The organism is Peribacillus aracenensis (genome assembly GCF_025175645.1).
In the GTDB taxonomy this organism is placed as follows: domain Bacteria; phylum Bacillota; class Bacilli; order Bacillales; family DSM-1321; genus Peribacillus; species Peribacillus aracenensis.
The window spans coordinates 221856-230372 of record NZ_JANZMJ010000005.1; the positions used below are offsets into that span (position 1 = coordinate 221856).

An 8517-nucleotide genomic window follows, 5' to 3' on the forward strand; every position below is an offset into this window, starting at 1 on the left:
TTAATTCCTCCTTTTATTTCGCTTTAAAAACTCACTTATTATTTTACCAAACTTTTCTCCAACTTCCACATGAATCGCATGTCCCGCATCATTTATTATTTTCCACTCGGCCCGCTTCAGCTTTCCCATCATGGAGTCCGCAATGTCACAAAACTTACGGTCGAGTTCACCGGTTACAAGAAGCACTGGGAAATCAAGAGTTTGCAGTTGTTCCCAGTATGAAGCCTGACTGCCTGTCCCCATACCAAGAAGGCTATTGGAAAGACCGGCAGGGTCATTCGCCAACCGCTGCTCCCGAATGGCTGACCTCGTTTTGGCCGACAAACGTTTTTGACTTTCAAATAGCGGGATGTTTTCCCATTGATCCACAAATGCTTCCATTCCATTTACAAGAACCCGTTCGGCAAGCTTCCTATCATTTTCCCTTCGGACTTCCCGTTCCCCTTCTGTTAAAAGGCCTGGTGAAGCGCTCTCCAATATCAGTGTATCAACATACTCAGGATACAAACAGGCAAATCCCAATCCGAGCCTTCCGCCCATCGAGTATCCAAGGATATGGGCTTTCGGGAAATGTAACACATCCAAAATATGCTTGATATCCTCAGCCACACGCTCCATCTCATACCTCCGATGATCGGCTGGTGACGCGGACATGCCATGACCGATGATGTCGACCATTATCATGGTATACCTGTCACTCAGTAGCGGAATGAGGAATTTCCATGTATCCCGATTTCCCGTAAATCCATGTAAAAGTACAAGAGGATCTCCATTTCCCGTTATTTCAACAGCATAATTGACATCCTTGCTGACAATATTCATGATATTTCCCTATCTAACACCATTTTTATTTCCTGGGAAACAAAGCTCCACAAATTTCGATGCTTTTGTAAATTGGACTCTCTTTCTGTCGGTACTTCGATGATTTTCAGACCTTGAATTTCGAATGACTCCGTAAATACCTTCTCAAACTCACCCCAACTTTGCACCTTGTTGTATTTACCGCCATAAAGTTGGGAAGTATGGGAAAAATCAAGCCCATGAGGCGTGCCGAATAGCGTTTCGAAATGTTCCCTCTCATTCGCCTGAGGCAAGAAGGAGAATATGCCGCCGCCATCATTATTAACAAGCAATATCGTGATATTTTGTTTTTGAAGCTTTGCTGCAAGCAAGCCATTCATATCATGGAAAAAGCTTAAATCCCCGATCGCCAGCACTGTATTTTTCGATACCGTACTTACGCCAAGAGCGGTCGAAACGACACCATCGATCCCATTCGCACCTCGATTTGCCATTGTCTTGATTCCTTTTCCATTATTCAAAAAGAAGGTATCTAAATCACGTATGGGCATGCTATTCCCGACAAACAGCGTCGATTTCAATGGCATCATATCAGCAAGCAGGGCGAACAGCTTGCCTTCACTTAACTCCGATTCATCCCTGACGGAGGCCAGGGCATCCTTCGTCGTACCGTTGACGGTCTGCCATAAGCGAAGCCATTCATCATCAGGGGAAGAAATAATTTTATCAGCCATTTTCAAACAAAAATCTTTCTCTTCGCTGTAAATCATATTCGTTGCCAATCCGGCTGGTTCACGCCAGCCTGCTCCGCCATCGACGACCAAAGTGATTGCCTGTTTTTGTTTTTTCATGAATAACAATAAGGGTTTAGAAACAGGCATTGCCCCGAAACGCAAGATCACTTCCGGCCTGAAAGCCGCTTTTGCCGTTTCATCGCGCAAAAACGTATCGTACGCATCAATTATGACGGCTTTGTCGTGACTACCACTCCTTAACTGCGAAAGGGGATCAGCCAGTATAGGAAAAGCAAGTTTTTCCGCTAATGCGACGATGGCTTCCTTCATCTCGGGATGCGGTAATTCGCCACATACGATGATACCTTGCTTAGCTTGTGACAATGTAGTTGCAACAGCTTCTATTTGTGATGCGGACAGTGACCGTTCTCCACTGTCAATCACCACTGCAGGCGTTATTTTATTTTGCCTGTACTCCTTTGCTTTCTCCAGATCCGGAATCAATGGTTCACGAAGCGGGAAATTCAAATGTACAGGCCCTGCAGGTTCAGCCGCCGCTGTAGCCACCGCCCTTGCGCCGACCGTTCTGGCATACCGCATCATCCCATCCGTGCTTTCAGGAAGTGCCATTTCGACAAACCATTTTACATGTCTCCCGTAAAGATGTAGTTGATCGATCGCCTGCGGGGCTCCGACATCACGCAATTCATGCGGGCGGTCAGCAGTAAGCACAATAAGCGGCACTCTTGAATAGAAAGCCTCAATGACGGCTGGGTAGTAGTTTGCTGCGGCTGTACCGGACGTACAAAGAAGTCCGACAGGTTCTTTTAAGGCCTTAGCCAAACCAAGGGCAAAAAAAGCAGCCGAACGCTCATCCACATTAATATGAATTTTGATATCAGGATGTTCCACTAGTAACAAAGCTATAGGCGTGGATCGTGAACCTGGGCTCACCACCACATGCTTCACCTCATTTTGTGCCAGCTCATCGACGAATGAAGCAGCATACGCTGTCAATGCATCTCGGTCATTCATTAAGATTTCCTCCTAAAGCACTTAACATCGGATTGAATTTAATCCCTGTTTCCCGGAATTCACTTTCGGGAGTCGAATCTTCGACTACCCCGCATCCGGCAAAGAGGGATGCCTCATTGTTCTGTATAAGGGCAGAACGAATCCCTACAGCGAATTCCCCGTTTCCATACGTATCCACCCAACCTAAAGGACCCGCATAAAAGCCACGTTCAAGACCTTCCATTTCCCGGATCCGGACAACGGCCTTTTCTTTTGGAAGTCCGCCCATGGCAGGTGTAGGATGGAGTTTCTCGACGAATTCAAAAATCGTGACGCCCTCCTTGGATATACCGCGGACCGGTGTGTACAAATGCTGGATATGACGGTTTTTCATAAGTGTCGGTTCTGCAGGAACCATCACCTTTTCGCATACAGAATCAAAAGCATTGGATATCATCGACACGACATATTGATGCTCTTGTAAATTCTTTTGGTCATGAAGCAATTCTTCACCAAGACAAACATCTTCCTGCTCATCTTTCCCTCGCCCCATCGATCCGGCAAGACAGGTTGAAAAAACTTCATTTCCCTTTTTCTTGATTAAACGTTCAGGGGTGGCACCTACAAAACAGTCACCGCCAGCCTCCAAACTGAAAATATAGCTTAAAGGCTGCTCAGCAATCAATTGTTCAAGCACTTTCCCTGAATCGATGGAACGTTCAAAAGCAAGTCGAAGCTCCCTTGCCAAAACGATCTTGTCGAGATCTGTCGTCTTGATTTCCTGAACAGCCTCTTCGACCGTCCGCTTCCATTCCTCAGGTTCGACTTCCCTCTGCATAACCAGGGAATTCACACCCGATCCATTTCCATCCAAGCTTTCGAAAAGGAAAGCTTCCCGTTCATTTATCATATCTATGAAGAGTTTTTCTGAATCATCAGGCGAACATAGTAAGTTTGTCGTTAAGTAAGCTTGTTTCCCCACTATTGACAGCATGAAGGCAGGTATATAAAACAGGTTGTCCCCGAACTGATTCCACAGGAGCGTACTGTCCGTTTCATAATCAAAAGAAAAGCCCCCAAACAGTAACGGACCTGTCGCTTCTACATCGGTCACTCCTGTTTTGACAGCAGTATTCTGCAGTTTGATCCAGCTCTTTTCGACTTCTCTATAACGTTCGGCATTCGATGCCGCTTTGAGTTTCTTAACATTGCCTAAACCGGTGATGGTTATATCCTTTGCAGGATCCTCCCAGAAAAAGCGTTCACCCGCGTACCGTTCTCTTCCAGCTTGATAAAATGAAAGGGGGTTGCTGCAATTAACTTTCTTAATATGACTGAATAGAACTTGATCATTCAAGTCCTTCGCCTTTTGTATAGCTGAAGCCAGTCCCTGAAACTGTTCAGTTTCCTCTGAGATAGCCAAAAAAATCCCCCCAAATGTACATTTTAAAAGCTTTTTAACCTATTTAAAGATACACCTCCCTTGAACCTCATGTCAATAAAACGCCCCTTTACCGAACGATTCTTTCCTGCTTTTTTCCTTATTATATGAATCTTAGCGAATGTAGAGAAATATCCTTGATTCTGGAAATGCACCATTTATGAATTCCAAATATACCCTTGCCCAATTTTCCTGCATTTATTAGGATAACCTTTTGTGCAACATTTCAATATTTGTTATAATTTCGAGAGAACCAATAATGATTTTGAGGAGAGAAATAATGCAAACAGAATACGACGGACTTCCCCTTAAACGGACCTGGAAGATTTGGTGGGAGTTAATTCGTCCACATACACTAACCGCAGCTTTTGTTCCAGTCTTGCTTGGAACTGTCATTGCACTTTTGGAAGATGGAGTGAATTGGTTATTATTCGCTGCCATGATGATTGCAAGCATCCTGATACAAGCTGCAACCAATTTATTCAATGAATACTATGATTTCAAGAGGGGCTTGGATACGGAGGAATCCGTAGGCATCGGCGGCGGGATCGTCCGTCATGGGATGACCCCCAAACTAATCATGAACTTGGCCCTTGGCATGTATGCCATCGCCTTGATAATTGGAATCTATATCTGTGCCGCATCATCTTGGTGGCTTGCTGCAGTAGGACTGGTTTGCATGCTTGTCGGCTATCTTTATACAGGCGGCCCCCTGCCCATTTCATATACACCATTCGGGGAACTTTTTTCTGGTTTGTTCATGGGCTTTTTGATAATCCTGATCGCCTTTTTCATTCAAACCGGTGATGTTTCTTCAACAGCCATCTTAATTGCCATTCCAAGTGGAATATTGGTCGGGTTGATCAACTTATCGAATAACCTGCGTGACCATGACGGAGATAAGGCACATGGCCGCAAAACGATGCCGGTAGTCATGGGCCGGAAAAACGCCCTGACATTCATGGCAATCATGTTCGCATTCTCTTATCTATGGCTAGTTGGGCTAGTCCTTACCGGAAGCGTAACGGTGTGGATCCTCCTTGCCTTCCTAAGCATCCCGAAAGCCCTGGCCGCAATCAAAGGCTTCGTAGGTAAAACGCAGCCGATCACGATGGTGCCAGCAATGAAAGCCACGGCCCAAACGAACACCTTCTTTGGCTTACTCATGGCCATTGGATTATTCATCAGCTATCTTATATAATCTCCTGGGACTGAGCTCATTCGCTCAGTCCTTTTTTCTATCATCCGTTCCTTATTGTTTTCCTATACTCCGATTCGGGTAATAGATAATACAACCATCTTACCAATATAAATGAGATTTAGACTTTAGAAGGAGTGAATCCGATATGGCAACGAAACAACAAACGCAAAAATTCAAAAAAGAACTGCTTCAAGAAAAAAATGAGCTAATTAATAGAATTCAAAATGATGAACAATCCGTTCTGGATAAAAGCCAGACCGAATCCGTAGGGGAATTATCATCCTATGATAATCATCCTGCTGATCTTGGTACCGAATTATTCGAGATGGAGCGGAATCAAGCACTCGATGAACATGCACAATCCGAAATGGAGAAAATCGATGAAGCTTTGAAAGCCATGGAGGAAGGCTCGTATGGCCATTGTAAAACCTGCAATAGGGAAATCCCCATCGAGAGGCTTGAAGCGATCCCAAGCACCCTCTACTGTGTCGAGCATGCTCCAGAACGGTCGATTTCACAAGACCGGCCTGCGGAAGAGGATATACTAATCCCATCCATGGGTGATCATTTTGAAAATCGTCATGGAATCGAAATGGTGGATAAAGAAGATAGCTTTGGTGAAGTTGCCAAATTCGGTACATCCGAAACACCATCCGATTACACAGGCGATCATGACAATTATAATGATCTTTATAAAACTGAGGATGAAACGAATGGGTTTCCTGAAGACTATGAAGGATATGCCGCAAATGATATCGAAGGAAAAAATAGAGTGAACATACCGAACAAAAAGCAAAAGGTATATGAAGATACACTGGAGGAAGAAAACATAGAATCCAATCTTGGAGACATTCCCTATAAACAAAAAGATAGTTATATCAATGAAAAGAAATGAAAAAAAGAAGCATACATTCATGTATGCTTCCCTTTTTGTTATGACCCGTACGGGATTCGAACCCGTGTTACCGCCGTGAAAGGGCGGTGTCTTAACCGCTTGACCAACGGGCCAACTGGCGGAGAAGGAGGGATTTGAACCCTCGCGCCGCTCGCGCGACCTACACCCTTAGCAGGGGCGCCTCTTCAGCCTCTTGAGTACTTCCCCATGGCTCCGCAGGTAGGACTCGAACCTACGACCGTTCGGTTAACAGCCGAATGCTCTACCACTGAGCTACTGCGGAACAATGAATATGGTGGGCCTAAATGGACTCGAACCATCGACCTCACGCTTATCAGGCGTGCGCTCTAACCAGCTGAGCTATAGGCCCATATTTGGAGCGGGTGAAGGGAATCGAACCCTCATCATCAGCTTGGAAGGCTGAGGTTTTACCACTAAACTACACCCGCGAAATGGGGCGACTGATGGGAATCGAACCCACGAATGCCTGAACCACAATCAGGTGCGTTAACCACTTCGCCACAATCGCCGTAATTTTTTAGAATATGGTGGCTCAGGACGGAATCGAACCGCCGACACAAGGATTTTCAGTCCTTTGCTCTACCGACTGAGCTACTGAGCCACATATGTATTGAATTTTAAAAATGGCGGTCCCGACGGGAATCGAACCCGCGATCTCCTGCGTGACAGGCAGGCATGTTAACCGCTACACCACGGGACCTAATAATTGCGGGGACAGGATTTGAACCTGCGACCTTCGGGTTATGAGCCCGACGAGCTACCGGACTGCTCCACCCCGCGACGGTAATAATGAAACGATTTGCATCAAGTTTTCGTGTATAGCGTTTCGTCCGCATCCTTTATGTAAGGGTGTTTCAAAACAACTTGCTGCTTTTTGAAAAATGGAGGAGGTAGAGGGATTCGAACCCCCGCGGGATTTGACTCCCCTGTCGGTTTTCAAGACCGATCCCTTCAGCCGAACTTGGGTATACCTCCATGGCTTTTAAAAAGTGAATATGGTGGACCTTGTAGGACTCGAACCTACGACCGGACGGTTATGAGCCGTCTGCTCTAACCAGCTGAGCTAAAGGTCCTTATATTTATTGGTAGCGGCGGAGGGGATCGAACCCCCGACCTCACGGGTATGAACCGTACGCTCTAGCCAGCTGAGCTACACCGCCAATATAATATAAGTTTCTGATTGAAAAATGGTGGAGCCTAGCGGGATCGAACCGCTGACCTCCTGCGTGCAAGGCAGGCGCTCTCCCAGCTGAGCTAAGGCCCCATTCATTAAAAATCACGTGGTCGGGAAGACAGGATTCGAACCTGCGACCCCTTGGTCCCAAACCAAGTGCTCTACCAAGCTGAGCTACTTCCCGCAATAAAAACATGGTGCGCCCGGCGGGAGTCGAACCTACAACCTTCTGATTCGTAGTCAGATGCTCTATCCAATTGAGCTACGGGCGCATATTATGATGGTGCCGAGGACCGGAATCGAACCGGTACGGTAGTCACCTACCGCAGGATTTTAAGTCCTGTGCGTCTGCCAGTTCCGCCACCCCGGCACATACGAAAAGTGGAGCGGAAGACGGGATTCGAACCCGCGACCCCAACCTTGGCAAGGTTGTATTCTACCACTGAACTACTTCCGCATGAAAGATGCGGGTGAAGGGACTTGAACCCCCACGCCTTGCGGCGCCAGATCCTAAGTCTGGTGCGTCTGCCAATTCCGCCACACCCGCATATAAAATGGTGAGCCATGAAGGATTCGAACCTTCGACCCTCTGATTAAAAGTCAGATGCTCTACCAACTGAGCTAATGGCTCGTGCTTGTACTATTTTAAAATGGTGCCGGCAAGAGGACTTGAACCCCCAACCTACTGATTACAAGTCAGTTGCTCTACCAGTTGAGCTACACCGGCAGGTGTAAAATGGTGGAGGATGACGGGATCGAACCGCCGACCCTCTGCTTGTAAGGCAGATGCTCTCCCAGCTGAGCTAATCCTCCATATGAAACCTGCTTGGCGACGTCCTACTCTCACAGGGGGAAACCCCCAACTACCATCGGCGCTGAAGAGCTTAACTGCCGTGTTCGGAATGGGAACGGGTGTGACCTCTTCGCTATCGTCACCAAACAATGTTAACATTTTTTCAAGACATATATTATTATAACGTCTTTTTGAGAAAATGCAAGAAGAAATTTTCATTCCTTCAAAACTAGATAATAAGAAGGTATTTCATTTTTTAAAAAGCGTTGGTTAAGTCCTCGATCTATTAGTATCAGTCAGCTCCACATGTCGCCACGCTTCCACCTCTGACCTATCAACCTGATCATCTTTCAGGGATCTTACTAGCTTGCGCCATGGGAAATCTCATCTTGAGGGGGGCTTCATGCTTAGATGCTTTCAGCACTTATCCCGTCCGCACGTAG

At 46.3% G+C, this 8517-nt stretch carries 5 protein-coding genes, 21 tRNA genes and 2 rRNA genes; 2 read left to right on the forward strand and 26 right to left on the reverse strand.

The window, feature by feature from the left end; genetic code table 11:
* From menH to N0M92_RS08035, 3 genes are read right to left on the reverse strand one after another with little or no spacing between them, the layout of a single operon-like run.
* Positions 1-822 carry a 2-succinyl-6-hydroxy-2,4-cyclohexadiene-1-carboxylate synthase gene (menH, locus tag N0M92_RS08025; protein WP_260285257.1) on the reverse strand — a complete coding sequence of 274 codons (822 nt, stop codon included), beginning with the start codon at positions 820-822 and terminating at the stop codon, positions 1-3.
* Entirely contained in the window at positions 819-2570 is a 1752-nt protein-coding gene (menD, locus tag N0M92_RS08030; RefSeq protein ID WP_260285258.1) for a 2-succinyl-5-enolpyruvyl-6-hydroxy-3-cyclohexene-1-carboxylic-acid synthase, read from the reverse strand. The genes menH and menD overlap by 4 nt, the downstream gene beginning before the upstream one ends.
* Positions 2563-3972, reverse strand: coding sequence for an isochorismate synthase (locus tag N0M92_RS08035; protein ID WP_260285259.1), 1410 nt, complete (start codon positions 3970-3972; stop codon positions 2563-2565). Before N0M92_RS08035 ends, menD begins: the two co-directional genes overlap by 8 nt.
* Positions 3973-4270: 298 nt before the next feature.
* Here N0M92_RS08035 and N0M92_RS08040 point away from each other — a divergent pair, with 298 nt between their 5' ends.
* Both N0M92_RS08040 and N0M92_RS08045 read left to right on the forward strand, forming a co-directional pair.
* Positions 4271-5191, forward strand: a complete 921-nt coding sequence (locus N0M92_RS08040; RefSeq protein WP_192206833.1) for a 1,4-dihydroxy-2-naphthoate polyprenyltransferase — start codon at positions 4271-4273, stop codon at positions 5189-5191.
* 145 nt (positions 5192-5336) lie between these two features.
* A complete protein-coding gene (locus N0M92_RS08045; RefSeq protein ID WP_260285260.1) occupies positions 5337-6086 on the forward strand; it encodes a TraR/DksA C4-type zinc finger protein in 750 nt (249 codons plus the stop codon).
* 41 nt (positions 6087-6127) lie between these two features.
* Here N0M92_RS08045 and N0M92_RS08050 read toward each other — a convergent pair.
* The 23 genes from N0M92_RS08050 to N0M92_RS08160 form a co-directional block, all read right to left on the reverse strand.
* Positions 6128-6199 (reverse strand) — tRNA-Glu (locus tag N0M92_RS08050).
* Between the two features lie 3 nt (positions 6200-6202).
* Positions 6203-6293: transfer RNA gene (locus N0M92_RS08055), tRNA-Ser, on the reverse strand.
* Position 6294: 1 nt separating this feature from the next.
* Positions 6295-6369 (reverse strand) — tRNA-Asn (locus tag N0M92_RS08060).
* A gap of 10 nt (positions 6370-6379) precedes the next feature.
* Positions 6380-6456: transfer RNA gene (locus N0M92_RS08065), tRNA-Ile, on the reverse strand.
* 5 nt (positions 6457-6461) lie between these two features.
* Positions 6462-6535: transfer RNA gene (locus tag N0M92_RS08070), tRNA-Gly, on the reverse strand.
* A 4-nt stretch (positions 6536-6539) separates the two neighbouring features.
* Positions 6540-6615 (reverse strand) — tRNA-His (locus N0M92_RS08075).
* A gap of 17 nt (positions 6616-6632) precedes the next feature.
* Positions 6633-6708, reverse strand: a tRNA-Phe gene (locus N0M92_RS08080).
* Positions 6709-6731: 23 nt separating this feature from the next.
* Positions 6732-6807 (reverse strand) — tRNA-Asp (locus N0M92_RS08085).
* A gap of 6 nt (positions 6808-6813) precedes the next feature.
* A tRNA-Met gene (locus N0M92_RS08090) sits at positions 6814-6887 on the reverse strand.
* Positions 6888-6989: 102 nt separating this feature from the next.
* Positions 6990-7082: transfer RNA gene (locus N0M92_RS08095), tRNA-Ser, on the reverse strand.
* A 21-nt stretch (positions 7083-7103) separates the two neighbouring features.
* Positions 7104-7180 (reverse strand) — tRNA-Ile (locus N0M92_RS08100).
* A 10-nt stretch (positions 7181-7190) separates the two neighbouring features.
* Positions 7191-7267 (reverse strand) — tRNA-Met (locus N0M92_RS08105).
* 28 nt (positions 7268-7295) lie between these two features.
* Positions 7296-7371: transfer RNA gene (locus N0M92_RS08110), tRNA-Ala, on the reverse strand.
* 17 nt (positions 7372-7388) lie between these two features.
* Positions 7389-7465, reverse strand: a tRNA-Pro gene (locus N0M92_RS08115).
* An 11-nt stretch (positions 7466-7476) separates the two neighbouring features.
* A tRNA-Arg gene (locus N0M92_RS08120) sits at positions 7477-7553 on the reverse strand.
* A gap of 9 nt (positions 7554-7562) precedes the next feature.
* Positions 7563-7651: transfer RNA gene (locus N0M92_RS08125), tRNA-Leu, on the reverse strand.
* Between the two features lie 12 nt (positions 7652-7663).
* Positions 7664-7738 (reverse strand) — tRNA-Gly (locus N0M92_RS08130).
* A gap of 8 nt (positions 7739-7746) precedes the next feature.
* Positions 7747-7828, reverse strand: a tRNA-Leu gene (locus tag N0M92_RS08135).
* Positions 7829-7836: 8 nt separating this feature from the next.
* Positions 7837-7912 (reverse strand) — tRNA-Lys (locus N0M92_RS08140).
* 20 nt (positions 7913-7932) lie between these two features.
* Positions 7933-8008 (reverse strand) — tRNA-Thr (locus tag N0M92_RS08145).
* Between the two features lie 10 nt (positions 8009-8018).
* Positions 8019-8094, reverse strand: a tRNA-Val gene (locus N0M92_RS08150).
* An 11-nt stretch (positions 8095-8105) separates the two neighbouring features.
* Positions 8106-8221: ribosomal RNA gene (gene rrf, locus N0M92_RS08155) — 5S ribosomal RNA — on the reverse strand.
* A gap of 119 nt (positions 8222-8340) precedes the next feature.
* A 23S ribosomal RNA gene (locus N0M92_RS08160) occupies positions 8341-8517 on the reverse strand; the annotation flags it as partial.

Coding starts and splice junctions, on each gene's coding strand:
- menH (WP_260285257.1), bottom strand. CDS start 822: ATGAATATTGTCAGCAAGGATGTCAATTATGCTGTTGAAATAACGGGA.
- menD (WP_260285258.1), bottom strand. CDS start 2,570: ATGAATGACCGAGATGCATTGACAGCGTATGCTGCTTCATTCGTCGAT.
- N0M92_RS08040 (WP_192206833.1), top strand. CDS start 4,271: ATGCAAACAGAATACGACGGACTTCCCCTTAAACGGACCTGGAAGATT.
- N0M92_RS08045 (WP_260285260.1), top strand. CDS start 5,337: ATGGCAACGAAACAACAAACGCAAAAATTCAAAAAAGAACTGCTTCAA.